The sequence below is a fragment of the Micromonospora sp. WMMD980 genome, assembly GCF_029626035.1.
Lineage (GTDB): Bacteria > Actinomycetota > Actinomycetes > Mycobacteriales > Micromonosporaceae > Micromonospora.
In genome coordinates, this window is sequence record NZ_JARUBE010000003.1 from 3,212,174 (window position 1) to 3,238,840 (window position 26,667).

21 protein-coding genes and 1 riboswitch are annotated in these 26,667 nt (G+C 72.7%); of the genes, 10 read left to right on the forward strand and 11 right to left on the reverse strand.

What is annotated here, in order from left to right:
- Positions 1 to 17 precede the first annotated feature (17 nt).
- On the forward strand, positions 18 to 1,490 hold the full coding sequence (locus O7618_RS15000) for a glycosyltransferase (protein WP_278106716.1): 1,473 nt from the start codon (positions 18 to 20) through the stop codon (positions 1,488 to 1,490).
- Positions 1,487 to 3,613, forward strand: coding sequence for a glycosyltransferase family 1 protein (locus O7618_RS15005; protein ID WP_278106717.1), 2,127 nt, complete (start codon positions 1,487 to 1,489; stop codon positions 3,611 to 3,613). Before O7618_RS15000 ends, O7618_RS15005 begins: the two co-directional genes overlap by 4 nt.
- Positions 3,614 to 3,674: 61 nt before the next feature.
- Here the strand turns inward: O7618_RS15005 and galE are convergent, their stop codons facing one another.
- The 4 genes from galE to O7618_RS15025 form a co-directional block, all read right to left on the reverse strand.
- Positions 3,675 to 4,712 carry a UDP-glucose 4-epimerase GalE gene (galE, locus tag O7618_RS15010; protein WP_278106718.1) on the reverse strand — a complete coding sequence of 346 codons (1,038 nt, stop codon included), beginning with the start codon at positions 4,710 to 4,712 and terminating at the stop codon, positions 3,675 to 3,677.
- Positions 4,713 to 4,714: 2 nt separating this feature from the next.
- Complete coding sequence (locus O7618_RS15015) at positions 4,715 to 5,725, reverse strand: Gfo/Idh/MocA family oxidoreductase (RefSeq protein ID WP_278106719.1); 1,011 nt, start codon at positions 5,723 to 5,725, stop codon at positions 4,715 to 4,717.
- Complete coding sequence (locus O7618_RS15020; protein ID WP_278106720.1) at positions 5,722 to 6,831, reverse strand: DegT/DnrJ/EryC1/StrS family aminotransferase; 1,110 nt, start codon at positions 6,829 to 6,831, stop codon at positions 5,722 to 5,724. The genes O7618_RS15015 and O7618_RS15020 overlap by 4 nt, the downstream gene beginning before the upstream one ends.
- A 151-nt stretch (positions 6,832 to 6,982) precedes the next feature.
- Positions 6,983 to 7,615, reverse strand: a complete 633-nt coding sequence (locus O7618_RS15025; protein ID WP_278106722.1) for a TetR/AcrR family transcriptional regulator — start codon at positions 7,613 to 7,615, stop codon at positions 6,983 to 6,985.
- A 154-nt stretch (positions 7,616 to 7,769) separates the two neighbouring features.
- Here O7618_RS15025 and O7618_RS15030 point away from each other — a divergent pair, with 154 nt between their 5' ends.
- From O7618_RS15030 to O7618_RS15045, 4 genes are all read left to right on the forward strand, one after another.
- Positions 7,770 to 8,672, forward strand: a complete 903-nt coding sequence (locus tag O7618_RS15030) for an ABC transporter permease (RefSeq protein ID WP_278106724.1) — start codon at positions 7,770 to 7,772, stop codon at positions 8,670 to 8,672.
- Positions 8,665 to 9,465: an ABC transporter ATP-binding protein gene (locus O7618_RS15035; RefSeq protein WP_278106726.1), complete on the forward strand. Its 801-nt coding sequence runs from the start codon at positions 8,665 to 8,667 to the stop codon at positions 9,463 to 9,465. Before O7618_RS15030 ends, O7618_RS15035 begins: the two co-directional genes overlap by 8 nt.
- A gap of 126 nt (positions 9,466 to 9,591) precedes the next feature.
- A complete protein-coding gene (locus tag O7618_RS15040; protein WP_278106727.1) occupies positions 9,592 to 11,091 on the forward strand; it encodes a bifunctional cytidylyltransferase/SDR family oxidoreductase in 1,500 nt (499 codons plus the stop codon).
- Positions 11,092 to 11,108: 17 nt separating this feature from the next.
- On the forward strand, positions 11,109 to 12,785 hold the full coding sequence (locus O7618_RS15045; protein WP_278106728.1) for a CDP-glycerol glycerophosphotransferase family protein: 1,677 nt from the start codon (positions 11,109 to 11,111) through the stop codon (positions 12,783 to 12,785).
- A gap of 4 nt (positions 12,786 to 12,789) precedes the next feature.
- Here O7618_RS15045 and O7618_RS15050 read toward each other — a convergent pair whose 3' ends face one another.
- The gene (locus O7618_RS15050) at positions 12,790 to 13,431 is read right to left on the reverse strand and encodes an alpha/beta hydrolase (protein WP_278110018.1); all 642 of its coding nucleotides are present in this window, start codon (positions 13,429 to 13,431) and stop codon (positions 12,790 to 12,792) included.
- Positions 13,432 to 14,306: 875 nt separating this feature from the next.
- Here O7618_RS15050 and O7618_RS15055 point away from each other — a divergent pair.
- Positions 14,307 to 14,858: a hypothetical protein gene (locus O7618_RS15055; RefSeq protein WP_278106729.1), complete on the forward strand. Its 552-nt coding sequence runs from the start codon at positions 14,307 to 14,309 to the stop codon at positions 14,856 to 14,858.
- Between the two features lie 59 nt (positions 14,859 to 14,917).
- Here O7618_RS15055 and O7618_RS15060 read toward each other — a convergent pair whose 3' ends face one another.
- The 4 genes from O7618_RS15060 to O7618_RS15075 all read right to left on the reverse strand — a co-directional run bounded on the left by O7618_RS15060 (position 14,918) and on the right by O7618_RS15075 (position 19,011).
- Positions 14,918 to 15,754, reverse strand: coding sequence for a C39 family peptidase (locus O7618_RS15060; RefSeq protein ID WP_278106730.1), 837 nt, complete (start codon positions 15,752 to 15,754; stop codon positions 14,918 to 14,920).
- A 206-nt stretch (positions 15,755 to 15,960) separates the two neighbouring features.
- Positions 15,961 to 16,101, reverse strand: a riboswitch (cyclic di-AMP (ydaO/yuaA leader).
- Between the two features lie 306 nt (positions 16,102 to 16,407).
- Positions 16,408 to 17,172 carry a hypothetical protein gene (locus tag O7618_RS15065; protein ID WP_278106731.1) on the reverse strand — a complete coding sequence of 255 codons (765 nt, stop codon included), beginning with the start codon at positions 17,170 to 17,172 and terminating at the stop codon, positions 16,408 to 16,410.
- A gap of 175 nt (positions 17,173 to 17,347) precedes the next feature.
- Entirely contained in the window at positions 17,348 to 17,722 is a 375-nt protein-coding gene (locus O7618_RS15070) for a hypothetical protein (RefSeq protein WP_278106732.1), read from the reverse strand.
- Positions 17,723 to 17,832: 110 nt separating this feature from the next.
- Positions 17,833 to 19,011, reverse strand: coding sequence for an acyltransferase (locus tag O7618_RS15075; protein WP_278106733.1), 1,179 nt, complete (start codon positions 19,009 to 19,011; stop codon positions 17,833 to 17,835).
- A gap of 147 nt (positions 19,012 to 19,158) precedes the next feature.
- On the opposite strand from O7618_RS15075, the gene O7618_RS15080 reads away from it, so the two are divergent.
- The 3 genes from O7618_RS15080 to O7618_RS15090 all read left to right on the forward strand — a co-directional run bounded on the left by O7618_RS15080 (position 19,159) and on the right by O7618_RS15090 (position 21,875).
- On the forward strand, positions 19,159 to 20,484 hold the full coding sequence (locus tag O7618_RS15080; protein ID WP_278106734.1) for a polysaccharide pyruvyl transferase family protein: 1,326 nt from the start codon (positions 19,159 to 19,161) through the stop codon (positions 20,482 to 20,484).
- Positions 20,485 to 20,539: 55 nt separating this feature from the next.
- The gene (locus tag O7618_RS15085; protein WP_278110019.1) at positions 20,540 to 21,151 is read left to right on the forward strand and encodes an alpha-ketoglutarate-dependent dioxygenase AlkB; all 612 of its coding nucleotides are present in this window, start codon (positions 20,540 to 20,542) and stop codon (positions 21,149 to 21,151) included.
- 91 nt (positions 21,152 to 21,242) lie between these two features.
- On the forward strand, positions 21,243 to 21,875 hold the full coding sequence (locus O7618_RS15090) for a solute carrier family 23 protein (protein WP_278110020.1): 633 nt from the start codon (positions 21,243 to 21,245) through the stop codon (positions 21,873 to 21,875).
- A gap of 18 nt (positions 21,876 to 21,893) precedes the next feature.
- Here O7618_RS15090 and O7618_RS15095 read toward each other — a convergent pair whose 3' ends face one another.
- The gene (locus O7618_RS15095; protein ID WP_278106735.1) at positions 21,894 to 24,383 is read right to left on the reverse strand and encodes a DNA topoisomerase (ATP-hydrolyzing); all 2,490 of its coding nucleotides are present in this window, start codon (positions 24,381 to 24,383) and stop codon (positions 21,894 to 21,896) included.
- A gap of 32 nt (positions 24,384 to 24,415) precedes the next feature.
- Positions 24,416 to 26,557: a DNA topoisomerase IV subunit B gene (locus tag O7618_RS15100; RefSeq protein WP_347405419.1), complete on the reverse strand. Its 2,142-nt coding sequence runs from the start codon at positions 26,555 to 26,557 to the stop codon at positions 24,416 to 24,418.
- Between the last annotated feature and the right edge of the window lie 110 nt (positions 26,558 to 26,667).

Genomic DNA, 26,667 nt, shown 5'->3' on the forward strand with positions numbered 1-26,667 from the left:
GGGGTGTTCGCCCGACCATGACGCCATCCCTCGACACGTCGCACTCCACCGCGAACGGCCGCCCCACGGCCGGCCGTGGTCGTCGTCCGCATCTCATCTACCTGGCCATCGGGTTCCCGCCGGCGGCCAAGAGCTGCGCCTACCGGATGCGGGAGACGGCCAACCAGTTCCGCCGGATCGGCTGGGACGTCACCGTGGTGACGATCACCGCCGCCTCCTGGGAGCGGGACTCGGGCCTCGACTACAGCCTCCTCGACCAGGTCGATCCCGAGATCAAGGTCGTGGAGCTGCCGCTGGCCCGGGAAGACCTCGAGACGGACCTCCGCCAGTTCAGCGAGGAGCGCGCGCTGCGCCCGGCCAAGTGGCTGACCAACCTGCGCAAGCGGGAGAAGCGGATCTTCCCGGAGCCGGTGTTCGGCAGCTGGCGCGGCGCGCTGGAGCGGGCGGTCCTCGACGTCCACCGCCAGCACCCGGCCGACCTGCTGCTGGCCAGTTGCGTGCCCTACGTCAACCTGGCCGCGGCCTGGAAGCTGTGGGAGCTGCACGGCGTGCCCTACGCGGTGGACTTCCGCGACGGCTGGTCGATCGACGTGGTCAACGGCGGTCAGGCCTTCACCCCCGACTCCGAGGCGGGGCTCTGGGAGCGCCGGATCCTGGACCACTGCCAGTCGCTCTGGGTGGTCAACGACCCGATCGCCGACCACTACCGGGCGCGTTACCCGCACGTGGCGGACCGGGTGCACGTGGTGCGCAACGGCTACGACCGGGACAGCGTCCCGGCGATCCGCCCGCGCCAGCCCGACCCGGAGGCCGGTCTGACCTTCGGCTACCTGGGCACCGTCAACTACACCACCCACCAGCTCGGCGTGGTGCTCGACGCGTGGCGCGAGGCCCGCAAGCAGGAGCCGCTGCTGCGCAACGCCCGGTTCGAGATCCGCGGGCACATCGGCGCCGGCGCGAACCGGGAGGCGAACGGCCTGACCGAGCTGATCCGCGAGGCCGCGGCCGACGGCGTCTCCTTCGGCGGCCCGGTGCGCAAGGCGGAGGTCGCCGAGACGTACGGCGGCTGGGACGCCCTGGTGCTGATCCTGATCGGCGGCCGGTACGTCACCTCCGGCAAGGTCTACGAGTACATGGCGACCGGCCTGCCGATCGTCTCGGTGCACGAGGTCGACCACGACGCCTCCCGGGTCCTCGACGGACACCCGCTGTGGACGGGTGCCTGCGGCCTGGACGAGCTGCGCCTGGTGGAGAGCTTCCGCGCGGCCGCCCGGATGGTCGTGGAGGCCACCGACGAGCAGCGGGCCGGGGTCCGGCACCACGCCGACCCGTTCACCCGGGAGATCCTGATGCGCAACGCGGTCGCGCAACTGGCGGCGCACGCCCTGGCGGCACCGCACGACCTGCCGGTCAACGGCGCGGTGGTGCATCCGTCGGCGGCGGGCGTGACGATGGAGCAGGACGAGCGATCCGGTGGGGTGCGCGCATGAGCAACGTGTTGCTGGTGACGGGGGTCGCCCCGCAGGCCGGAATTCTCAGCACGGCGGTGCAGCGGCTGCGTGAGGCAGGCGCCCGCGTCCACCTGGTCGGCGCGCTCAACCAGGACGAGATGGCGGAGGATCTGCACCTCGACGGGGTGTGTGCGCTTCCGGCGGACATCGCGAAGGACTCGCCGACGCGCACCCTGGCCCGGCAGGTCCCCGGGGAGCGGGTGTGGAGCCGGATCCGGCGGGAGCCCTGGGCCCGGGAGCAGGCCCGCACCGCCGACGTCCTGGTCGCCCTCGACGCGCACGCGGTCTACACGGTGTGGCGGTTCGCCCAGCGCAACCGGTCCGCCGACGCCCGCTACGGCATCCAGGCCGCGGTGCAGGCGCTCGCCGACCGCAAGGACCGCAACGGCACCGGGCCGCTCCAGCGTCTGGCCAACGGCATCCCGTCCACCGCGCTGGTGCGGCAGAGCGTGAACCGGTTGATCAGTGGCGCGCCACGGGCCGCGGTGAACGCGGTGACCGCCCGCCCGATCATGCGCAGCAAGGCCGGCACCCAGCTCTGGCTGACCGCGCTGAAGGCGCCGAAGATGCCCGACTCGATGCGTACCAAGGTCGCCCGGCAGGTTGCCAAGGGCATGGCCTGGGCGGACCGGCCCGAGGGTGAGGCGATGGTCCTCACCGCCACGGCGAGCAAGCTCCGCACGCCGGCCGCGCGGGCCCGGATGCTCGGTGAGGCGGCGAGTCGCGAGCTCAAGGCGGGCATGCCGCCGCGTGACCTGGACGGCGCGGTGGAGGCCCTGCTGAAGGTGGCCGACCAGCGGCACCGGGCGGACGAGAACGTGGCCGCGGCGGACCTGCTGAACCGGGCCATGACGCTGGCCTTCGACCGGGTGTTGCACATCGACCAGCTCACCTCGCCCCTGGCCGAGGACCCGGAGGGCTTCGTCGCGCCGTTCCGCCGCTCGCTGGCGGCGACCACGGTGGCGAGCCCACGGGGCCGGCTCCAGCCGGCGGCGCCGCCGCCGACCGACCGGCCGCTGCGTCTGTTGATCGCCACCAGCGCCAACGACAACTTCCTGAAGCTGATCCGGTCCTACTACGACGCGCACCCGCAGGTCGAGGTCCGCTTCGTCGACCTGGCGGCGAACGCCGCGCTGAAGAGCGTCACCTGGGCGTCGAAGCCGATGCTGGAGCACCGCCTGTCGGCCGACTCCACGGCCTACGGCGACAAGGCCGAGGAGCGGCTGCGCCCCTACCTCGACTGGGCGGACACGGTCTTCGTGGACTGGTGCGTGGCGCCGGCGGCGCTGTTCACCATGGTGGACCCGGGCACCACCCGGATCATCGTCCGCCTGCACAGCTATGAGGCGCTGTCGCGCTGGCCCTACATGGTGGACTTCTCCCGGATCGACGACCTGGTCTTCGTGGCCGATCACATCCGGGATCTCACCACCACCCTGGTGCCCTACCTGAAGGGCCCCGACGGGCCGCGCATGCACGTGCTGGACAACGCGATGGACCTGCGCGGGTTCCAGATCGACAAGCCGTCGGAGGCCCGCTTCCAGCTCGGCATGGTGGGCATCAGCCAGGTCGCCAAGGACCCGCGCTGGGCGATCGAGGTGCTGCGGCTGCTGCGCAAGCGCGACGAGCGGTACCGACTGCTGCTGGTGGGCGGCGACATGAACCCCAACGTGAGCGTGGCCAGCCGGGACTACCTGGAGGCGTTCAACCGCGACGTGCGGGAGTTCGAGGCGGACGGCGCGGTGCGCCGGCTCGGGCCCACCAGCGAGGTGCCGAAGATGCTCAGCGACATCGGCGTCATCATCAGCTCGTCGGTGCGTGAGGGCTGCCACTGCGGTCTGATGGAGGGCGCGGCCAGCGGCGCCGTCCCGGTGGTGCGCGACTGGCCGTTCTTCGCCGGGCGGCCGAACAGCGCCCGCACGCTCTATCCGAACGGCTGGGTGATCGGCAGTCCGGAGGAGGCGGTGGAGCGGATCCTGGCGACCACCGCCACCGAGGAGACCTGGCGCGCCGCCGGTCGCGACGCGTCGGCGTACGCGCTGCGGGAGTGGGACTGGTCGGTGGTGCAGCACCACTTCGACCGGCTGCTGCTCGAGTCCTGACCGCTCGACGACGAGAGGGCCCCACCGGCTGACCGGTGGGGCCCTCTCTCGTGCGGGTGGCTCAGCGCGGAGCGGGCACGCGCGCCGCCCCGACCGCGTCGTCCGCCGGGCCGAGCAGTTCGTCCCGCAGCTCGGCCCACTGGAGCGAGTGCTGGATGCCCTCGGCGAGGGTGAGCGTCGGCGCCCAGCCGAGATGGTGGCGGGCCCGGTCGCTGCGGGTGTAGGTGCCGGCCGAGTCACCGGGCCGGCGCGGCGCCACCACCGTCGGGATGGGCCGGCCGAGCACTGTGGTGAAGGCGTCCAGCAACTCCCGCACCGTCGTGCCGTCACCGGTGCCGAGGTTGAACACCTCGTACCGGCGGTCGCCGGCGAGCACGGTGTCGAACCGGCGCAGCGCCTCGACGTGGGCCTGCGCGAGGTCCCACACGTGCACGTAGTCGCGGATGCCCGAGCCGTCCCGGGTCGGCCAGTCGACGCCGGTGACCTGGAACGTGGTGCCGGTGCGGGCCGACTCGATCATCTTGCCGAGCACGTGCGACGGGCGCGGCAGTTGCAGGCCGGTGCGCATCTTCGGGTCGGCGCCGACCGGGTTGAAGTAGCGCAGCGAGATCACCCGCAGGGGGTACGCGCGGGCGCTGTCCGCCAGCACCCGCTCGACCATCGCCTTGCTCTCCCCGTACGGGCTGGTGGCCGCGACCGGGGAGGTCTCGTCGACCGCGAAGTCGTCCCCCGGCTGGTAGATCGCCGCCGAGGAGCTGAACAGGAACCGCCCGCACCCGTTGGCCACCAGCGCGTCGAGGAAGTCGACGGTCTTGCCGACGTTCTCCCGGTAGTAGCGCAGCGGGTGCTGGACCGAGTCCGGCACCACGATGAGCGCGGCGCAGTGCACCGCGGCCTCGATGTCCGGGTGCTCGGCGAAGATCCGGTCGACCAGCGCCGAGTCGGCGATGTCGCCGCGGTAGAAGATGCGGTTCTCGACGAACTCCGCCCGCCCGGTGCTGAGATTGTCCAGGATCACCGGGGTGATGCCGGCATCCAGGCAGGCCGAGGCGATGGTGCTGCCGATGAAGCCGGCGCCGCCAGCGATCAGAACCTTCACGGTCAGCTCCGCGCCGCCGGCGGGATGGCCACCGTGACGCGCTCGGTCGCGGACCGCAGCACCGCGCCGGCCACGTCGACGGTCCGCAGGCCCTGCCGCAGGGTGACGATGTCGCTCTCCTTGCCCTCGACCGCGTCGCGGAACCGCTCGTGCTCCACCAGCAGCGGCTCCCGCTTGGGAATGGCGAAGCGGACCATGTCGCCCTCGGCCACGCCCCGGAACGCGCGCAGCGCCTCCCACTCGGTGTCGATGGCGGCGTTGGCGTAGAAGGTGAGGTCCGCGGTGAGCGTGTCGGCGACGAAGCAGCCCTTGTCGCCGGTGACCACGGTGGACCGCTCCTTGAGCGGGCTCAGCCAGTTGACCAGGTGGTTGACCATCGTGCCGTCGCTGAGCTGGCCGACCACGGCCACCATGTCCTCGTGCAGCCGGCCGCTGCGCGAGACGGTGTGCGCGGACACGGAGGTGTATTCCCGGCCGGTGACCCAGGCGGTCAGGTCGATGTCGTGGGTGGCCAGGTCCATCACCACGCCGACGTCGGCGATCCGGTGCGGGAACGGGCCCTGGCGCCGGGTGACGACCTGGAACACCTCGCCCAGCTCGCCGGCCTCCAGCCGGGTCCGCAGGCTCTGCAGGGCGGGGTTGTAGCGCTCGATGTGCCCCACCCCGGCCACCAGGCCGGCGGCCTCGAACGCCTCGACCAGCTTCGTGGCGGCCTCGACGGACTGGGCCAGCGGCTTCTCGATCAGCGCGCAGACGCCGTTGGCGGCCAACTCCAGGCCGACCTTCTCGTGCAGCGCGGTCGGGCAGGCGACCACCGCGTAGTCGACGCCCAGGGCGATGAGGTCGCTCACCTCGGGTACGACCGGCGCGCGCAGCGTGCCGGTCACGTCGCCGGCCGGGTCGACCACGCCGACCAGCTCGACACCGTCCAGGTTCGACAGCACCCGGGCGTGGTTGCGCCCCATGGCGCCGAGGCCGATCAGGCCGGCCCGCAGCTTGCGTCCCTCGCTCATCGGGCGCCCCCGGCCAGGTTCGCGCCCTCGGCGATCCGCTCCAGCTCGGACTGGGTCAGCGACGGGTGCACCGGCAGCGAGACCACCTCGGCGGCGGCCCGCTCGGTCTCCGGCAGGTCCCACGGGCCCGGCGTGCCGGCCTCGGTCAGGTAGGGCTTGAGCCGGTGGATCGGGGTCGGGTAGTAGACCGCGTTGCCGATGCCCAGCTCGGTGAGGCGGGCCTGAGCGGCGTCGCGGTCGCCGGTCACCCGCACCGTGTACTGGTGGTAGACGTGCTTCGCGCCGTCGGCGACCGGCGGGGTGACCATGCCGGTGATGGCGGAGTCGAGGAACTTGGCGTTGGCGCGGCGCTGCTCGGTCCAGTCGGCGAGCTGGGTGAGCTGCACCCGGCCGATCGCGGCGGCGACGTCGGTCATCCGCATGTTGGCGCCGACGATCTCGTTGGCGTACCGCTGCTCCATGCCCTGGTTGCGCAGCAGCCGCAGGGTGCGGGCCAGCTCGGCGTCGGCGGTGGTGATCATGCCGCCTTCGAGCGAGTGCATGTTCTTGGTCGGGTAGAAGCTGAAGCAGCCGGCGGTGCCGAACGCGCCGACCGGGGTGCCGTTCAGCTCGGCGCCGTGGGCCTGGGCGGCGTCCTCGACGACGGCCAGGCCGTGCCGCTGCGCGATCTCCATGATCCGGTCCATCGCGGCGGGGTGGCCGTAGAGGTGCACCGGCATGATGCCCACGGTCTTCGGCGTGATCGCGGCGGCGACCGCCTCCGGGTCGACGCAGAAGCTGCCCGGCTCGATGTCCACGAAGACGGGCTCGGCGCCGACCAGCCGGACCGCGTTGCCGCTGGCCGCGAACGAGAACGACGGGACGATGACCTCGTCGCCGGGGCCGAACCCGAGCGCCATCAGGGTGAGCTGGAGAGCCGAGGTGCCGGAGTTGACGGCGACGCAGTGCCGCCCGGCGACCAGGTCACCGAACTCCTCCTCGAACGCCGCGACCTCGGGGCCCTGCACGACCCGGCCGCTCCGCAGCACCCGGACAGCCGCCTCGATCTCGGCCTCGCCGATGATCGGTCGTGCTGGGGGAATGAACTCTGGATGCGGCCCGACCATGGGGCTTCCTCCTGTCGACGTGACTGTGGGGGGATGTTTCGGGGGGATGGTAACGGTCTGGGGGACAGGCGCTGACTTCGCGCTCAGTGTCCGACCCGATGTCGCGCACTGTTCATGATCGGCGACCGGGCGTCGGTGGCCTCGTCGTGCCTCACACTTCCACCTCGTCGCGGACGGGCTCCACGCATGCTACCCGCAGCGCCGCGACGATCGCGGCGGCCATCCGAGGCACCTCCGCGGTCTTGAGCGAAGCCCGGGAGATGGCCATCCGCCAGTAGATCGGCCCGACGATCAGGTCGACCGCCGCACGCCGGTCGGTGTCCGGCGACAGCTCGCCGCGCTCGACCGCGCGGCCGATCAGGATCCGGCCGACGGCCTGCTGGTAGTCGTCCAGCGCGGCCTGGAGCTTCTCCCCGATCTGCGGGTTGCGGGCCGCCTCGGCGAGCAGGTCCGGGATGATCTGCGCGGCCAGCCGGTGACGCAGCGCACGCGCCATCACGTGCAGCAGGATCTCCAGGTCCCCGAGCAGGCTTCCGGTGTCCAGCAGGGGCAGGTTGCGCCCGGCCACCGCGGAGACCATGTCCAGGACCAGGTCGAGCTTGGAACGCCAGCGGCGGTAGATGGCGGTCTTGCTCACCCCGGCCCGCCGGGCCACCGCCTCGATCGACAGGCGTCCGTAGCCCACCTCGGCCAGCTCCTGCATCACGGCGGCGCGGATGGCACTGGTGATCTCCCCGCGCAGCACCGCCGCGCCGGCCGGGGCACGCCTCTTCTCGGTCGTCACGTGGAACAATGTAGCGCAACGACGGTACGGTTGCGTCCCGACGTTCGGTGGACTACCTTCCATGCAGCAGCGAGGCGGCTCCTCCCCGCCCGGCCACGCTGGATGTCTTCACCGCACTGCTCCCCATCAGCACGAAAGATCGGAGCGCCTGATCATGGCCAACACCGCGGTGGCCGATCCCGAATCCGGACTGACCCGGGCCCAACTGGCCCAGCGGTACGGGCTTCGGGTCGCCGGCGAGCGCCCGCCACTGGCCGAGTACGCCCGCCGGTTGTGGGCGTACCGGCACTTCATGACCGCGTACTCGCGGGCGAAGGTCGCCTCCTCGCTGAGCAACACCCAACTCGGCCAGCTCTGGCAGGTGCTGACGCCGCTGACCAACGCGGCGGTCTACTACCTGATCTTCGGCGTGATCCTGTCCCAGCACCGGAACGTGTCGAACTTCATCGCGTACCTCTGCACCGGTGTGTTCATCTTCATGTTCACCCAGACCGCGGTGTCGAACGGGACCAGCGCGATCACCAGCAACCTGGGCCTGATCCGGGCGCTCCAGTTCCCCCGGGCCGCGCTGCCGATCACGGTCACCCTGGTCCAGCTCCAGCAGTTGCTCATGTCCATGGTGGTGCTGGCCGCCATCGTGCTGCTCACCGGCGAGCCGCTCACCTTCCGGTGGCTGTTCATCGCGCCGACGCTGGTGCTCCAGACGATCTTCAACATCGGGTTGTCCATGGTGATGGCCCGGATCGGCTCGAAGGTCACCGACCTGCGGCAGATCATGCCGTTCGTGATGCGGACCTGGCTGTACGCCTCCGGCGTCCTCTACCCGGTCAGGTTGTTCCGGCAGCACCTGCCCGAGTGGGCGGCGAACCTGCTGGAGTGCAACCCGCCGCTGGTCTTCATCGAGCTGGCCCGGCACGCGCTGCTCGACTCCCACCAGCAGAACCTGGTCTCCTCCCCCACCAAGCTCTGGCTGCTCGCGGCGGGCTGGGCCGTGGTGGTGGGCATCGGCGGTTTCGTCTACTTCTGGCGCGGAGAGAAGGAGTACGGCCGTGGCTGAGCAGACCCTGCCGGTGAACGCCGGCCCGGTGACCGACTCGGGCCGCGTCCCCACCGTGGTGGTGGACGACGTGCACGTGATCTACCGGATCCACAAGGGCGCGACCGGCGGCACCAGCCCGGTCTCCGCGCTCAAGCGGATCACCTCCCGGACCAAGGCGCCGAACATCCGCGAGGTGCACGCGGTCAAGGGCGTGAGCTTCACCGCCTACCAGGGCGAGGCGATCGGCCTGATCGGCAGCAACGGCTCCGGCAAGTCGACCCTGCTGCGGGCCATCGCCGGGCTGCTCCCGCCGGCCCGCGGCGCGGTCTACACCCAGGGCCAGCCGTCCCTGCTCGGCGTGAACGCCGCGCTGCTCAACGACCTCTCCGGCGAGCGCAACGTGGTGCTCGGCTGCCTGGCCATGGGCATGGCCCCGGAGGAGGTCAAGCGGCTCGCCCCGGAGATCATCGAGTTCTCCGGCATCAACGAGCGCGGCGACTTCGCCTCGCTGCCGATGCGCACCTACTCGTCCGGTATGGGCGCCCGGCTGCGGTTCGCCATCGCCGCCGCGAAGAAGCACGACGTGCTGCTCATCGACGAGGCGCTGGCCACCGGTGACCGGAAGTTCCGGGCCCGCAGCGAGGAGCGGGTGCGCGAGCTGCGCGCCAGCGCCGGCACGGTCTTCCTGGTCAGCCACGGCATCGGCACGATCCGGGACACCTGCGAGCGGACCATCTGGCTGGAGAGCGGCGTGCTGAAGATGGACGGCCCGACCGACGAGGTCTGCGACGCGTACGAGAACCAGAAGTAGCCCGGCGGAGCGCACCGCCCGGGCTTGCGCCCGAAGCGGTGCGCTCCGCCGTACGCGTTAAGGTTCACTGGCCCGTCGGTCAAAGTTCACCAACCGGTCACCCTTCCCCCACAGTGAGGTACGGCAATGACGCAGGAGCACCCCACCGCACCGGACGCCGTGCCGGCGAGCCCGGCACCCTGGCGACCCGCACGCACGGTGGCCGTGATCCTCGCCGGAGGCACCGGGACCCGACTGGGCCTGGGCATCCCGAAGCAACTGCTGAAGATCGCCGGCAAGCCGATCATCGAGCACACGCTTGCCGTCTTCGAGGCCGCGCCGGAGATCGACGAGATCATCGTGCTGATGGCCACCGGCCACGTGCCCGACGCCGAGCGGATCGTCGCCGGCGCCGGCTTCCGCAAGGTCACCAAGGTGATCGAGGGCGGCGACACCCGCAACGACACCACCCGCATCGCGCTCGACGCGGTCGGCGAGGGTGACGTCAACATCCTCTTCCACGACGCGGTCCGCCCGCTGGTCAGCGCGCGGATCGTGCGCGAGTGCGTGAACGCGCTCTGGAGCTACTCGGCGGTCGACGTCGCCATCGGATCGGCCGACACGATCATCCAGGTCGACGCGGACGAGTGCATCACCGACATCCCGGTCCGGGCCCGCCTGCGCCGCGGCCAGACCCCGCAGGCGTTCCGCTCCGGCACCATCCGGGAGGCCTATCGGCGGGCCGAGGGCGACAGCGACTTCGCCGCCACCGACGACTGCGGCGTGGTGCTGCGCTACCTGCCCGGCACGCCGATCAAGGTGATCGACGGCTCGGACGAGAACATCAAGGTCACCCACCCGGTCGACGTGCACCTGGCCGACAAGCTCTTCCAGCTCGCCGCCGCCCAGGCGCCCCGGCTCACCCACCGCGGCTACGCCGAGGAGCTGACCGGCCGGACCATCGTGGTGTTCGGCGGCAGCTACGGCATCGGCCACGACCTCACCGAGCTGGCCCGCCGCTACGGCGCCCAGGTCTTCCCGTTCAGCCGCTCCACCACCGGCACCCACGTCGAGCGCGCCGAGGACGTGGCCGCCGCGCTGAAGACCGCCTTCGAGGCGACCGGCCGGATCGACCACGTGGTGGTCACCGCCGGGATCCTGGAGAAGGGCGCGCTCGCCGAGATGGACGACGAGACGATGGACCGGCTCCTGCACGTCAACTTCGTCGGGCCGGTCACCATCGCCCGGCAGTCGCTGCCCTACCTCCAGCAGACCAAGGGCCAGCTGCTGCTCTACACGTCCAGCTCCTACACCCGGGGCCGGGCACGCTACGCGCTCTACTCGGCCACCAAGGCCGCGCTGGTCAACCTGACCCAGGCGCTCGCGGACGAGTGGGCGGAGTTCGGCGTACGGGTCAACTGCGTCAACCCGGAGCGCACCGCCACCCCGATGCGCACCAAGGCGTTCGGCGAGGAGCCGGAGCACACGCTGCTCGCCTCCGAGGCGGTCGCCCAGGCCTCCCTGGACGTGCTCATCTCCGAGCTGACCGGCCAGGTGGTCGACGTCCGCCGGGCGCCCGGGGAGCCGGTCGCCGCGGTGCCCGCCCAGCCCGGCGCGCACCGCTCCGATGTCGGCGTCGGCGCCTGACGGACGGGACGACCGAGATGCGTGGTGACCTGGTCCGGAAGCTGATCGCCCGGGTGCTGACCAGCGGGTCGGCCGTGCTGGCGTTCCTCGTCGTGGCGCTCACCGGCGCCACCGGCACCGGGCTCGCCCTGGCGGTCGCCGCGCTGGCCGCCACCGCGTGGGAGCGTCGGGTCCGACCCTCCGCCGACGGGCTCGTCGAGACGGTGCTGGTGGCCGCCGGCATCCTGGTCGGCTACGCCCGCCGGGCCGACGACGGCTTCGACCCGGCGCTGGCCGCCACCGCGCTGGTCCTGCTCGGCCTGGTCCTGCTGGTCGGCCCGCTGCGCCAGGCCGGCGCGCTGGAGATCCGGGCGGCCAACCTGCCGGTCCGGTCCTGGGCACCGCCGGTCGCCGCCCGGCTCGGCGACGCCGTGCTGGTGCTGCTCGCCCTGGTGGCGCTCGCCGCCGCGCTGGCCCTGCCGGCCTGGTTGCCGCTGGCCGCCACGCTGCTGCTCGGCGCCGGCTGCGCCGCGGTCGCGTTCGACCTGGCCCGACGCCGGTTCCGCCCGCCGGCCGGCGGCGGTCCGATCGGCCGCGCGCTGCGCCGGCACCAGCCGGAGTTCGTGCTGCACTTCTCCGCCCCGCCCGGCTCGGAATACCAGCTCACCATGTGGCTGCCCTACCTGGAGCGGATCGGCCGGCCTTTCCTGGTGGTGCTGCGCGAGCCGGAGTTCCTCGCCACCGTGGCCGCCGCGACCCGCGCGCCGGTGGTCCTCTGCCCGACGCTGAAAGCCCTGGACGAGGCCCTGGTGCCCAGCCTCCGGGCCGCCTTCTACGTCAACCACGGCGCGAAGAACGCCCACTGCATCCGGTTCCACCAGCTCACCCACGTGCAGTTGCACCACGGCGACAGCGACAAGGCGCCCAGCGCCAACCCGGTGTCCGCCATCTTCGACAAGATCTTCGTGGCCGGGCCGGCGGCGATCGACCGCTACGCCCGCGCTGGCGTGGAGATCCCCGCCGAGAAGTTCGTCGTGGTCGGCCGCCCCCAGGTCGAGGCCATCGAGGTACGCCGGGAGCCGGCGCCCGCGTCGGCGCACCCGACCGTCCTCTACACCCCGACCTGGACCGGGCACCACGCCGACGCCAACTACTGCTCGCTGCCGGTGGCGGAGACGCTGATCCGCCGGCTGATCGACCGCGGCGCGGCGGTGATCCTGCGCGCCCACCCCTACACCGACCGGAACCCCGCCTCGGCCCGGCAGCTCGCCCGGCTCACCGAACTGCTCGCGGCCGACCGGGCGAAGACCGGCCGGCCGCACCTGTGGGGCGCGGCGGCGGCGGGGGAGCTGACGCTCACCGAGTGCGTCAACCGCGCCGACGCGCTGGTCTCCGACGTCTCCGGCGTCATCTCCGACTGGCTCTACTCCGGCAAGCCGTACGCGGTCACCGACACCGGCGTGGACGGCGAGCACTTCGTCGCCCGGTTCCCGCTGGCGTCCTGCGGCTACGTGCTGCGCCGGGACATGTCCAACGTGGACGAGGTGCTCACCGCGCTGCTCGACAGCGACCCGAAGGCCGCCGAGCGCTGGGCGGCCCGCAGCCGCTACCTCGGCGACTTCCCCGCCGACCGCTACGCCGAGGCGTTCCTCGACGCCGCCCGCCGGGAGCTGGAGCCGGACTTCGCCGTCCCGTCGCCGCGCGCCGCCGTCTGACCCCTCACAGGTACGCGTCGAGCAGCGCGAGCACCGCCGCCGGGTCCTCGACGTGCGCGTTGTGGCCCAGCCCCGGCAGCGTGGCCGCCGGAACGCCCAGCTCCTTGAGCTGCGCGTCGGTCACCATCGGATCCAGCTCGCCCCGCGCCAGCAGCACCGGCACGTCGACGGCGGCCAGCAGGGCGGGCAGGCGCGGCGCCCCCACCGCGAAGGCGGCCGGATCCATCGCCAGCCGCCAGCGACCGTCACCGCGCTGGGCGTGGCCGTCCTCGCGGCGCAGACCCGCGTCGACCACCGGATGGTCGGGGGCGAACAGCCCGGCCAGCCCGGAGACCCGCAGATAGCGTCGGGCCGCCTCGTCGCGGGTGGCGAACCAGGTCACCGGCCGGGCGGCCAACTCCTCCGCCTTCGCCAGCTCCGCCGGTGACCAGGCCACCTTGATGCCGAGCCCCACCACGGCGTCGACCGGCAGCCCGCGCTGCCGGGCGGCCAACGCCAGCGCCACCACGCCACCGAGCGAGTGCCCGAGCAGCACGAGCCGGTCGTTCGGACCGAGCCGAACCGACCCGAGGCCGTCCGCCGCACGCTGCGCCAGGGCCGCGAACGAATACTCCGGCAGCGGCGGTGACCAGCCGTGGCCGGCCAGGTCGGGGGCGAGTCAGCGGCCGGGCCAGCGACGCTCCAGCAGTGGCGCCCACGGCAACCACACCTCGCCGGTGGCGCCCATGCCGTGCAGGAGCACCAGGTGACGGGTCGCCGTCGCCGCCGTATCGCCCATACGGCGCAGTCTGCCACCGGACGGACACGCAAGGCGAGACCGAACCCGCCCCGGTCGAGCTTGCACTGCGGCCCGCGCCACGCCGGCGGTGGACGGGGCGTGGCGAGGTTCCCGGCCGGTGGGCGTTCCGGACCGGGTCGGCGGCGTCCGCGCACCCGCAGGGTTCGCGGGGCTAGTGAGGGGCGGGTGGAACGCTACGGATGTCTGCGCGGCCCCGAGACGCCCATAACGTTCCACTCACGGGGCGCGCGGGGCTTGGGTGGAACGCTATGGGCGTCTGCGGGGCGTTGCGGCGCCCATGGCGTTAGTCGTGTGGCGAATTGTGGTGGGGTGGCACGGGGGTGCCGCCGGGTGGGGTCGGTGTCCGGTTCGGGGGTGGTGGGCGGCACCCTGGCGGTGGAATCGGGGCGGGGTGCGGGGCGTTGTAGACGGGTGAACGACCGAGGAAGGCGCCCGCGCCGCGAGCCCCGAGGCCGGCCGGCAGGAGTCCGCCGGCTGCGTGCGCCGGCCCGACGTGCTGGTGCTCGACGAGCCGGCCAACGGCCTCGGCCCGGCTGAGCCCCGAGCCGGTCGACTCGCATCCCGTGCGGTGACGGCCCCGGGAATGGCGGTGGCCGCCCGGTCGTTGCACACACTCCCGGCGCCGCACCGCGAGCAGCCGAACCCCCCTGATCTTTTGAGCGCCTGACGGTGCCCGCACCCCGCCCCCGCGGGTGTGTTGACCCCCGAATGGAGCCCCCACCATGAACACGATCCTGCGTAAGAGCATCCTGGGTGTCGCTGGTCTGGCTTTCACCGGTGGTGTGTTCGCCGGTCCGATCGCCGCGCACGCCGACACCCCCGCCCACGCCGCCACGCCGGTCACGGCCGCCGCGAGCGTGCAGGGTGAGCAGTCGAGCATCAGCCTGAACGACGAGCAGACCGCGAACGTGAAGGCGATCGTCGCGGCGACGAAGAAGGCCGGCCTGCCCGAGCGCGCCGCGGTCGTCTCGATCGCCACCGCCCTGCAGGAGTCGAAGCTGGAGAACCTCGGCCACCTCGGCGACCGCAACGACCACGACTCGCTGGGCCTGTTCCAGCAGCGCCCCTCCAGTGGTTGGGGCACGCCCGAGGAGATCACCGACCCCGAGCACGCCACCCTGGCGTTCCTGAAGGGCCTGAAGCAGGTCGACGGCTGGCAGGACATGCCGCTGACCGAGGCCGCCCAGACCGTGCAGGTCAGCGCCTACCCGGACGCCTACGCCCAGTGGGAGAAGCAGGCCACCGACCTGGTCGCCCAGCACTGGACCAAGTAAGACATGCGAAGGCCGGCACCCGAGAACGGGTGCCGGCCTTCACGCGTGCCGGAAGGAGGTCAGGCGGAGTAACCGCGCGTGGCCATCCAGTTCGCCAGGTCGATGGTGGTGACCCAGTAGGAGGGCAGCGACGGGTCGGCCGAGTCGGCGATCCGCACGGTGCGACCGTCGTTCTGGTAGCCGACCACGGCGATGTAGTGGCCGCCCGGGAACGAGTGCCAGCGGCCGTCGGTGTCGGTGGCGTCGCCGGCGATGTTCGAGACGACGGCCCGACCGTTGCCGACCGCCCGGACGACGTCGGCCTGGAGCTGGTCGATCTGCGCCCGGGTGGCCGCCCCGGGGATCATGCGGGTCCGGTACGGGTCGCCCTTGACCTGCTGGTTGAGCACCCGGGTGGTGTCCTCGGCGGAGTTGGTGCCCATCTCGGTGGTGCCGAGCGCGACGGCCAGGGTGTCCTGGCTGCGCTCGATGCCGGTGGCGCTGAGCGCGTTGCGCACCGCGGCCGGCCCACAGTAGTAGTAGGTGGTCTGCGCCTGGTAGTCGTAGTCGAGCACCTTGCGCGACGGCGGCTTCGGCGCGGCCTTGCGGGTGGTGGTGTCCGGGTCGGCGGCCTTCGTCGAGGGTGAGGCGCTGGCGCTGGGCCGGGGTGACGCGCTCGGTGACGCGCTCGGCGACGGGACGGCGATCCGGGCCTCGCTGCGGCTGGCGGTGTCGCCGAGCCGGGAACCGAGGTCGGCCACCGAGGCGGTGTTCTCCGTCCGGGCCGGGGCGCCGTCGGTGGTGAGTGCGGTGCCGGCGCCGGCGGCCAGCACGAGGGCGGCGGCCGAGCCGGCCATGATCTGGTATGGGCGCTCGGTCGCGAGCCGCCGCAGCTGACGCTTCAGGTGGTGCTTCACGGTGTTCCTCCACGGGGGTGAGCGGCACGCGCCGGCCCGGCGCGCGGAGGAACTCACACGCGCTGGCGGGCGGCAGGGCCGCGGGAAGCGACGCCCGGACGACCGGGCGGGCAAGGGGTCGGGTGCGGGTCGCCGGTCAGGCGAGCGTCGGCACCCGGTGGCCGTGGAGGCGGGGGGACGATCGGGGGGTGGTGGGCACGGGCGCGATCTCCTTCCGTGGCCGCCGACCGGGTTAGCTGACGGATTCGGGCGGGAAGTACGCCCTACCGCGGCCGTGGCTCGCGGATTCACCCCGGTGTTGCTGTGGGTCCCCGGTTCGTGTGTGCACGATTAGGCGGGTCGGCGCGGCGTCGCCATCGGCGATCGAGAACCGCACCGGACGCGCCGACACTACCGGTGGGTACACGCCGTGCCAAGCGGCCTCACCTGCGGAAACGCCAGTGTCGACTACAGATTCGGAACAGCCGGTCACCCACTTCCCTCAATGGGACAAGGGGCGACGACGGCACCGGCAGGCGGAAAGCGGGACATCCGGACGGCGGGAAAACGGGCATCGGGCGCGGCACCGGCCATCGGCCCCGGCGACCGGCGGCCGAGGCACGCTGGTGACCGGCCTCACCACACTCGGTAACGATTCGGCCGACGCCGGCCGCTCAGCCCACCCGGGCCGGCCGCCAGCGGGCGCCCGGCACGGCCGCCGGGACCGCGACGCGGGTCGCGGCCGGCGCCCGGGACGTCGGGACGGGCCGCAGCGCCACGGCCGCCGCGTACGCCTCGGCGGCGAGCGCCCGGGCCGACTCGGCGGCCAACTCGGCGTCCCGCCAGGCCAGGCGCTCCCGCTCGGCGGTCGCCTCCCAGCCGGCCCGCCGCCCGTCGCGGATCGTGCGGGCCAGCACGATCTCCTGCTCCGCCGGGTGGCGGCGCGGATCCCACCCGTTGCGGTGGGCCAGCACGTCGGCGAGCTGGCGGGCCGTCAGGTCACCCCGCCAGTGCGCCGTCATGGCGGCGTGGTGCAACCAGCGTTCCCGCGCCGCGTACTCGTGCGGGGTGTGCGGGGTGTGCGGGGCGGGCAGCGCGCCGGCGCCGGCCAGGCGGCGGGCGGCGGCGTCCGCCTCGTCGTAGGCGGTCCAGGCCCCGGCCGCCTCGCTCTGCGCGGCCAACCACTGCTCGCGGCGGCGGCGGGCGGTCTGCGCGGCGCCGGCGGCGGCCACCGTCACCTCGTCGGCGTAGCGGGCGAGATCGGCGCGGTGGGCGGCTTCGACGTCGACCGGATCGGGATCGACCTCGGCGGCGCCGTCGCGTTCGGGACGGGCGACCAGCACGGCGAGCAGGACGAGGGCGAGCACGGTCAGGGCCGACCAGATGGCGGCGGCCTCGGGGACGTCGGTGAGGAAGTTGAGCAGAACGGTCTGCGACATGGTGGGCACCTGACGGAAGACGAGGGCGGGAGGATTCGCACGGGCCGGTCGGGGCGGGGCGCGGCCGGGATACGGACGCCGCCCACCGCCGACGGGCGGGCGCGGGTGAGGTTCGGCGAACGGCGGCACCGGCGGGCCCGTGGCGGGTCAGCGGGCGGGCGGCGCTCGTGGCGGGTCAGCGGGCGGGCGGGGCCCGTGGTCCGGCGAGGGCCGGCGGCTGGCGGCCCGGGAGCGAGAGCCGGCCCACCGGTGCCGGGGCGGCGCCCGCCAGCGGCGGCTCCGGAGCGCCGGCGGGTGCCGCCTGCCGTGCGGCGGCGGAATCACGCCGCCGCTCGGCGGCGAGATCGCCGCGCTCCGCCCGGGGGTCGGCGGCACCGCGCACCGTCAGGCCGGTGATGGGACCGGACGGGACCGGCGCGGTCGCGGGGGCGCCGGCCGGCAAGGTGGCCGCGCCGAGTGAGAAGGCGACCACCACGGCCAGGCTGGCCAGCATCCGTGCGGCCCAGCGCGCCACCCACCACACGGGGCAGGTGAGCGCGATCGGAAGCACGGGTACAAATTACCCCCGATCCCACCACCGCGCACCGCCGCTCGGCGTGTCGCGACGCACGACCGTCGACGCCGTCACCCCGCCCGGGACGCCCGCCACGCCCGGACGGCTCAGTCCGGCCGGCGCCGCCCGGCGTACTCGATCGAGCGGGCGTCGTCGTCGGCGGCCGGCCTCGGCGCGGGCACGCCCGGCGCGGCGGCGGCCGACTCCGGGTGGGCGCGCCGCGGCGGGCCGAGGCGGCGCATCATCGGCACCTCCACCCAGCGGTGCAGGGCGGCGGCGAGCGCCAGGGTGAGCGCCAGGAAGCCGAGCACCGCGAGCGGGCCCCGCCACCCGGGCAGGCCGGTTCCCCAGTCGCCGGTGAGCCGCAGGACGGTCACCATGACCAGCACGTGGACCAGGTAGAACGCGAACGAGACCTCGCCGAGCCAGAGCATCGGACGCGACCGCCACGGGGTCCGCCGGCCCCGCACGTCGGCGTCCGCCGCGGCGGCGATGACCAGCAGGTACGCCACGGCGAGCAGCGCCGCCCAGAACTCCGCCGGGATCCACAGCGCGGCGACCACCCAGGTGGCGACGAAGATCAGGCTGGCCACGGTGAGGTCGGGGCCGCGCCAGCGTCGGCGGCGCATCAGCTCGGCGGCGGCCGCGCCCATCCAGAACTCGAAGGACCGGGTGACCGGGAAGATCTGGGTGAACCACCAGCGCTGGTCCTCCGGCACCAACTGCTGCGCGGGCCAGAGCGCCAGGATCAGCAGCGGCGCGGCGGCCAGCACCACCCGCAGCCAGCCGGTGCCGGACCGGCGCAGCCACGGCACCACCAGCGGCAGGCACAGGTAGAAGGCCAGCTCGCAGGAGAGCGACCAGCTCACGTTGTTGACGCTGTAGAAGTAGCCGTTGAGCGGGATCCACGCCTGGACCAGGAACAGGTTGCCGATCGCGGCCCACGGCAGGACCGGGTCGGCGAACCAGGCCGCCACGGCCAGGGCCGCCACGAACGTCACCAGGTGGTTCGGGTAGATCTTGGCGAACCGGCGGCGCAGAAACGTCCTCGCGCGCTCGCCGTCGCGGTACGACCAGACCAGCACGAATCCACTGAGGATGAAGAAGAACTCGACGCCGGAGAGCCCGAGACTGAAGGTCTTGTCCATCACCGCCTTCCACTGCGGCTCGGCGATGATCCGCATGGTGCCCGCGTGGAAGCCGAAGACCAGCAGGGCGGCGATCCACCGCAGCCCGGTCAGCGACGGCAGCCGCGGCGCACGGGTGGTGGTCGGGGCACTGGTCATCCCGGGCACCCTACCGGGTGGTGAACCGTGGGCTCCCGCGCGGCGACGTCCGGACGGTCACCGGCGGGCGGCGGATAGGATTTCCGTTCCCGCACCTGTGGGCACCCGCCGGCGTCCGCCGGCCCGTATCGGAAGGTGAGCAGCCGGATGCACCAGAGGATCCTCCTCCGCGCCCGCAAGGGCCCGTTCGACGTCCTGACGCCGGAGGAGACCTTCAGCCGCAACTGGATCAGCGACAACACCGGCAACCTGGTGTTCAGCCACGCCGCGCACAAGCTGCTCGCCACCTCCACGGCGGAGATCACCGCGACCCGCAAGCCCGCCGACCCGCGCGACGCCGACGAGATCAACGAGCGACACGACGTCTTCGTCGTCCCGCTCGCCAACGCCTTCCGCCGCAGCTTCGCGCACCGCCTCGAACCGCTCACCCGGCTGATCGAACGGCTCAAGATCCCGGTGGTGGTCCTCGGCGTCGGCGTGCAGACGAACGTCGACGGCGACCGGGAGTACCTGCGCCCGATCGACGACGCGGTCAGCGCGTTCTGCCGGGCGGTGCTCGACCGCTCGCACAGCATCGGGGTACGCGGCGAGATCACCGAGAGCTACCTGCGCACCCTCGGCTTCTCCGCGGTGGAGCAGATCGGCTGTCCGTCGATGTTCCTGCACGGCGACAACTTCCGGCTGGAGAAGGGCCGGCCCGAGTTGACCACCGACGCCCGGATCGCGCTGACCATCTCCCCCTACGTCGCCTCGATGACCGAGGTGGTCCGCCACCACCGGGAGCGCTACCCGAACCTGTGCTACATCCCGCAGGACCTGCGGACCCTCGGCACGCTGCTCTACGGTGACGCGCCCGAGCACCGGGGCAAGAGCAGCGAGATGCCGTTGCACACCTCGCACCCGCTGTTCGTCGAGGACAAGGTGCGGATGTTCGTCGACCCGTGGACCTGGATGACGCACCTGTCCGGCTTCGACTTCAACTTCGGCACCCGGATCCACGGCACCATCACGGCGCTGATCGCCGGCACCCCCGGCTACCTCTTCGCGCACGACTCGCGCACCCTGGAACTGGCCCGCTACTTCGACATCCCGCACCGGATCATGCGGGATGTGCCGGCCGACGTCGACGCCGCCGACCTCTACGCGGAGGCCGACTACACCGCGCTCAACGCCGGCCACAAGGACCGCTTCGACACGATCACCAGGTTCCTGGCCAAGCACGACCTCGGCACCTCGTTCGCCGACGGCGACAGCGCGGCGGCGTTCGACAGGCGGGTCCGCGAGACGGAGTTCCCGCCCGCCGTCCGGCCCGCCGCCGCCACCCCACCCGCCGAGCTGGTGACCCGCATCCAGCGGCTCCGCGACGAGAATCTCAAACTCACCGACACCCTCCGCACGCTGCGCACGCAGGGGCTGCGCGAGCGGATCAAGCAGGCCGTCCCGGACCCGGTCCGCCGGCTACTGCGGCGCTGACGGGTAGTACGCCTGTACGATCACGGACGTGTCCGAGATCGCGTACCAGCCCTCGATGCTCGACCTGGCCGAGCACGGCCCGACCCTGGGCCCGCTCGTCGGTCGGCTGCGCCGGCACCACCTGAGCCGGGGCGCCTGGGTCGACCATCTGAGCGGCTGGGTGCGGGGCTCCGACGCGGTGCTCGACACGCTGCGCCGCGACGTGCCGTGGCGGGCCGAGCGCCGCACCATGTACGACACCGAGGTCGACGTGCCGCGCCTGCTCTGCTGGTATGCCGGCGGCCGTCCGTTGCCGCACCCGGCGCTGACCGCCGCCCGAGACGCGCTCACCGCGCACTACGCGCCGGAGCTGGGCGAGCCGTTCGTCACCGCGGGTCTGTGCCTCTACCGCGACGGGCGGGACAGCGTGGCCTGGCACGGCGACACCCAGGGCCGGTCCGCGCACACCGACACCATGGTCGCGATCGTCTCGTTCGGCTCGCCGCGCGCGTTGCTGCTGCGCCCGCGCGGCGGTGGCGGCGCCAGCCTGCGCTTCCCGCTCGGCCACGGCGACCTGGTGGTGATGGGCGGTTCCTGCCAGCGCACCTGGGAACACGCCGTGCCGAAGACCACCCGGCCGGTCGGCCCCCGGGTCAGCGTGCAGTTCCGCCCCGCCGGGGTGGCCTGACCTCCCGTTCTCCGCCCGTGCTAGAAACAACTCCCAGGGTCGATCACACCCCTCACACGGATGTGCAGGGCAAGGCGATGACGTTCCGCTGATCACCGGCTTCCCGCCGGCCACCACGCTCTTCTTCTCCGGGTTGGGCACCCTGCTGTTCCTGCTGGTCACCGGCAATCGGCTGCCGTCGTACCTCGGGTCGTCGTTCGCGTTCATCGCCCCGGTGATCGCCGCCAAGACCGACGGCGGCATCGGCGCGGCGCTCGGCGGCATCGTGGTCGCCGGCGCCGTGTTGGCGCTGGTCGGCGTGGTGGTGCACCTGGCCGGGGCGCGGTGGATCGACGCCCTGATGCCCCCGGTGGTGACCGGCGCGATCGTCGCGCTGATCGGGCTCAACCTGGCGCCGGTGGCCTGGGACGGCGGCGGCGCCGGCACCGGCGTCAGGGCCCAGCCGCTGATCGCCGTGCTCACCCTGCTCGCGATCCTGGTCACCACCGTGGTGTTCCGCGGCTTCCTGGCCCGGCTGTCGATCCTGCTCGGCGTGGTGGTCGGCTGGCTGGTCGCCGCGGTGACCGGTCAGCTCGACCAGGAGGCGCTCACCGGGTTGCGGCAGGCGGCCTGGCTCGGGCTGCCGGAGTTCCACACGCCCAGCTTCAGCCTCCGCGCCGTGGTCCTGGTCATCCCGGTGATCCTGGTGCTGTCGGCGGGGGGCGGCGGGGCAGGGGCGGCGTGAGCCGCGCCCGACCCGGGGTCAGTCGCGGTCGATGTGGTGGCCGACGACGGTGGGGCCGAGCATGACGGCGAAGCCGGATCCGTCGCGGCGCGGGTCGGCCGGGGGCAGGTCCACCGGGTCGCCGGTCGCCGTCGCGCCCACCGGCCGCGGGCCGATCCACGCCACGGACAGGTCCGTCTCACCCTTGAGGAGCCGCTGGGCGCGCACGCCGCCGGTCGCCCGGCCCTTCGCCGGGTACGCCTTGAACGGCGTCACCTTGACCGTGGCGCCCGTCGACGTGACCACCATCGGCTCACCGTGCTGCGCGTCGTCGGCGCGCACCGCGCCGAAGAACACCACCCGCGCCCCGGCGGGCAGGCTGATGCCGGCCATCCCGCCGCCCTTGACGCCCTGCGGCCGAACCAGCGACGCGGCGAAGCGCAGCAGCGACGCCTCCGAGGAGACGAACGACAGTGTCTCGGCGCCGTCGGTCAGCCAGGACGCGCCGACCACCTCGTCGCCGTCGCGCAACGAGATCACCTCGAACTCGTCCGAGCGGACCGGCCAGTCCGGCGCGCACACCTTCACCACGCCCTGCCGCGTGCCCAGCGCCAGCCCGGGCGACCCGGCGGCGGACGGGCCCAGCGGCGCCAGCCCCACGACCGTCTCCCCCGGCGCCAACGGCGCCAACTCGGCGGCCGACATGCCACCGCGCAACGACACCGTGCCGGACTGCTCCGGCAGCACCGGCAACGGCAACACGTCGATCTTGATCGCGCGGCCGGCGCTGGTCACCAGCAGCACCCGTCCCCGCGCGGTGGAGTGCACCACGGCGCGTACCGCGTCGTGCTTGACCCGGCCGCTGCGCCGCCGCGCCTCGGCCGCCTCCTCCGACTCGGCCGCGGTGCGCGCCACCAGGCCGGTCGCGGAGAGGATCACCTGGCACGGGTCGTCCGCCACCTCCAACGGGCCGGCCGGCACCGACGCCGCGAGGACCTCCTTGAGGTCACCGTCGACGAGCGTGGTGCGCCGCTCGGTGGGGAACTGCTTCACCACCGCGGCCAGCTCGTCGGAGACCAGTTTCCGCAGCACCTTCGGGTCGTCGAGGATCGTCGACAGCTCGGCGATCTCGCCGCGCAGCTTCTCCTGCTCGGCCTCCAGCTCCAGCCGGTCGTACCTGGTCAGCCGGCGCAGCGGCGTGTCCAGGATGTAGGTCGCCTGGATCTCGGAGAGCCGGAACTTCTGCATCAGGCCGTCCTTGGCCGCCTGGGCGTCCTCGCTGGCCCGGATCAGCCTGACCACCCGGTCGATGTCGAGCAGGGCGACCAGCAGGCCGTCGACCAGGTGCAGCCGTTCCTCCCGCTTGCGCTTACGGTAGGCGCTGCGTCGGGTCACCACCTCGTAGCGGTGCGACAGGAACACCTCGAGCAGTTCCTTGAGCCCGAGCGTGCGCGGCTGGCCGTCCACCAGCACCAGGTTGTTCACGCCGAACGACTGCTCCAGCGGGGTGAGCCGGTAGAGGTCGGCAAGCAGCGCCTGCGGGTTGACGCCGACCTTGCACTCGACGACCAGGCGGGTGCCGTTCTCCCGGTCGGTGAGGTCCTTCACGTCGGCGATGCCGGTCAACCGCTTGGTCTTGTTGACCTCGTTGGTGATGGCGGCGATGACCTTCTCGGCGCCGACGCCGTAGGGCAGCTCGGTGACCGTGATGGCCTGCCGGCCCCGGCTGCCCTCCAGCGGGCCGATCTGCACCCGGCCGCGCATCCGCACCACACCACGCCCGGTCTCGTAGGCCCGGCGCACCTCGTCCAGACCGAGCAGCAGCCCGCCGGTGGGCAGGTCGGGGCCGGGCACGAACTCCATCAGCCGGTCCAGCGTGGCGTCCGGGTGGTTGATCAGCCACCGGGCGGCCTGCACGACCTCACCGAGGTTGTGCGGGATCATGTTGGTCGCCATCCCGACCGCGATGCCCGACGCGCCGTTGACCAGCAGGTTCGGGAAGGCCGCCGGCAGCACGGTGGGCTGGGTCAGCGAGCCGTCGTAGTTGGGCTCGACGTCGACGGTGTCCTCACCCAGCTCACCGACGAGCAGCATCGCCTCCCGCGACATCCGGGCCTCGGTGTAGCGCGCGGCGGCCGGGCCGTCGTCGGGTGACCCGAAGTTGCCGTGCCCGTCGATGAGTGGGGCGTTGAGCGAGAAGTCCTGTGCCAGCCGCACCATGGCGTCGTAGATCGCCGTATCGCCGTGCGGGTGGTACTTACCCATCACGTCACCGACGATCCGGGCGCTCTTCACGTGCCCCCGGTCCGGGCGGTGGCCCTGCTCGTACATCGACCAGAGGATGCGCCGGTGCACCGGCTTGAGCCCGTCCCGGGCGTCCGGCAGGGCGCGGGAGTGGATGACCGAGAACGCGTACTCCAGGTAGGAGTCGGAGACCTCGGTGACCAGCGGGTTGTCGAAGACCCGGGCGCCGGCCCGGTCGAAGGCGGAGAGATCCGCCTTGGCGCGGTCGTCCTTGCGGCGTGCCATGGTGCAGCTTCCTTCCGAAACGAACGCGGTGGTCAGGCGTCGATGGCGTCGCGGTCGACGCGGTCGGCGGAGTCGATCAGCCAGTTGCGGCGGGGCTCGACCTTCTCGCCCATGAGCAGCTCCAGGACGCGCTCGGCGGCCTCGATGTCGTCGAGCGTGATCCGCCGGACCGCCCGGGTGGCCGGGTTCATGGTGGTCTCCCACAGCTCGTCGGCGTCCATCTCACCGAGGCCCTTGAAGCGCGGGATCGGGGTGACGATCTGCTTGCCGGCCTTCTCCAGCTTGCGGACCGCCGCCTCCATCTCGGCCTGGGTGTAGGTGTAGGTGGTCTGCGGGTTGCGCCCCTTCGTGGTGATCTTGTGCAGGGGTGGCATCGCGGCGTAGAGCCGGCCGGCCTCGATCAGCGGCCGCATGTAGCGGGCGAAGAGCGTGATCAGCAGCGTCCGGATGTGCGCGCCGTCGACGTCCGCGTCGGCCATGATGAGCACCCGGCCGTAGCGCAGCGTGGACAGGTCGAACGTGCGCCCGGAGCCGGCGCCGAGCACCTGCACGATCGCGGCGCACTCGGCATTGTCCAGCACCTGCTGGAGGTTGGCCTTCTGCACGTTGAGGATCTTGCCGCGGATCGGCAGCAGCGCCTGGTATTCCGACGAACGGGCCATGCGACTCGTGCCCAACGCGCTGTCGCCCTCCACGATGAACAGCTCGCTGCGCTCGACGCCGGTGGCCCGGCAGTCGACGAGTTTCGCCGGCATGGCCGCGCCCTCCAACGCGGTCTTGCGGCGGGCGGCGTCCTTCTGCTGCTTCTGGGTGAGCCGGACCCGGGCCGCGTCGACGATCTTCTGGAGCACCGTCCGGGCCTCGGCCTTGGTGCGGCGGTCGTCCAGCCAGCTCTTGAGGTGTGCCTCGACCAGCCCCTGGAGCACCTTGGTGATGCCGGCGGTGGACAACTCGTCCTTGGTCTGCGAGGTGAACTGCGGCTCCGGGATGCGCACGTGCACCACCGCGGTCATGCCCTCCAGGACGTCGTCCAGGGTGGGCGCGTCCTCCTTGGGCTTGAGCAGGCCGCGGGCGGTGCGGGCGGCCTCGGCGAGGGTGCGGGCCAGGGCGCGTTCGAAGCCCTTACGGTGGGTGCCGCCGTGGGCGTTGCGGATGGTGTTGGTGAAGCACTCCACGGTGCGGTCGTAGCCGGTGCCCCAGCGGAACGCGATCTCGACCTCGGCGCGCCGCTGCACGTTCGACTGCATGACGCCGTTGGCGTCGGCGGCGTTCTCGCGGTAGGTGCCCTCGCCGGTGACCAGCAGCGTGCCGGACACCGGCCGGTCGCCGGCCGGGGCGAGGAACTCCACCATGTCGGTCAGCCCGTCGGGGAAGTGGAATCGCTCCTCGGCGACCTGCTCGCCGGTCTCGTCGCGCAGCCGGTAGGCCACGCCGGGCACGAGGAAGGCGGTGTTGCGCAGCTTGAGCCGGACCGCCTCGACGTCGAGCGCGGCGCCGGTCTCGAAGTAACGGGGGTCGTGCCACCAGCGGATCGAGGTGCCGGTGCGCTGGCCTCGCTTCATGGCGCCGACGATCTGGAGACCGGGCCCGGGGGTGAACGGCGCGTCGGGGCCGTCGCCGTCGAAGATCCCGGGCACGCCGTGCCGGAACGACATGGCGTGGACCTTGCCGCCGCGTCGGACGGTGACGTCGAAGCGGCGGGACAGCGCGTTGACCGCGGAGGCGCCCACGCCGTGCAGACCGCCGGAGGTCTTGTAGCCCGAGCCGCCGAACTTGCCGCCCGCGTGCAGGCGGGTGAGCACCAGCTCGACACCGGAGATGCCGGACTTGGCGTGCACGTCGGTGGGGATGCCCCGGCCGTCGTCGTCGACCTGCACCGAGCCGTCGGCGCGCAGGATGACGTCGACGGTGGTGGCGTGACCCGCGACACCCTCGTCGGTGGAGTTGTCGAGGATCTCGTTGACGAGGTGACCCACGCCACGGCTGTCGGTCGAGCCGATGTACATGCCGGGGCGCTTGCGGACGGCGTCGAGGCCCTCCAGATGGGTCAGGTCGTCGGCCCCGTAGAGCGTCTCAGGCTGTGCGGTCAACTGGTCGTACTCCCAGGTCTCGGCGGCGTGGTGCCGTTCACCGTGTGATGCCCCACGGCGATCGCCGGGCGCGGCGCGCCGCAGCGAGCCTAGCCCGGCGCTCCGACAGCTCCGTGTCACCGGGTGCGGTGCGTTGTCCGGTTACCCTGCGGGCCGGGTTCGTGCCGCCGCCGTCGTGGCAGCGCCCGCAGCAG